Below are 501 nucleotides of genomic sequence, written 5' to 3'. Positions count from 1 at the left end.
TATGGCGGTTTCTCCAAACGATCCGATCCGCCCTGTCTCAGTCCACCTCTGCCGGGAGGGTTGGGGAATGATAGGGGGCATCCGCGAGCTATCCTCACCTACCTGGCAGCCGATCGAAACGGCGCCGAAGGATGGAAGTGAAATCCTCGCCTACAGCGACCACGGCGGGACAGGCACAATGCTCGTCCGGCACATTGCGATGGTTGACTTCCTGACCGACGCGGAAATCCAGGAATACGCTCAGCAGGGCGCATCAGACGAGATGCTTGAGACCGCAGACTGGTTCTATGCTGATTTTCTGAACGGGGACCGTCTTTCGCAGGATTGTTACCCCACTCACTGGATGCCGCTTCCGGCACCTCCTTCTGCTCTGGAGGACCGTGGTCAAGGTCCCGCGGATGCGCACTATAAAAATCCCCCGGACGCAGAGCATGGCTGAGAAGATGAGACGCGCGCCGCTTCGATGGAACTACGAACCAGGCGGCTACAACAATGCCAGCT

1 protein-coding gene is annotated in these 501 nt (G+C 58.9%); it reads left to right on the top strand.

Annotated features, from left to right (window positions below):
• Window positions 1-439 (top strand): DUF551 domain-containing protein (locus tag AC1RLU_RS26500; RefSeq protein ID WP_492799011.1); only part of this gene is annotated, 439 nt, incomplete at its 5' end.
• Window positions 440-501 lie beyond the last annotated feature (62 nt).

The sequence above is a fragment of the Allobosea sp. GW822-FHT05A11 genome, assembly GCF_058800455.1.
This window is presented reverse-complemented; position numbering and strand designations above follow the sequence as displayed.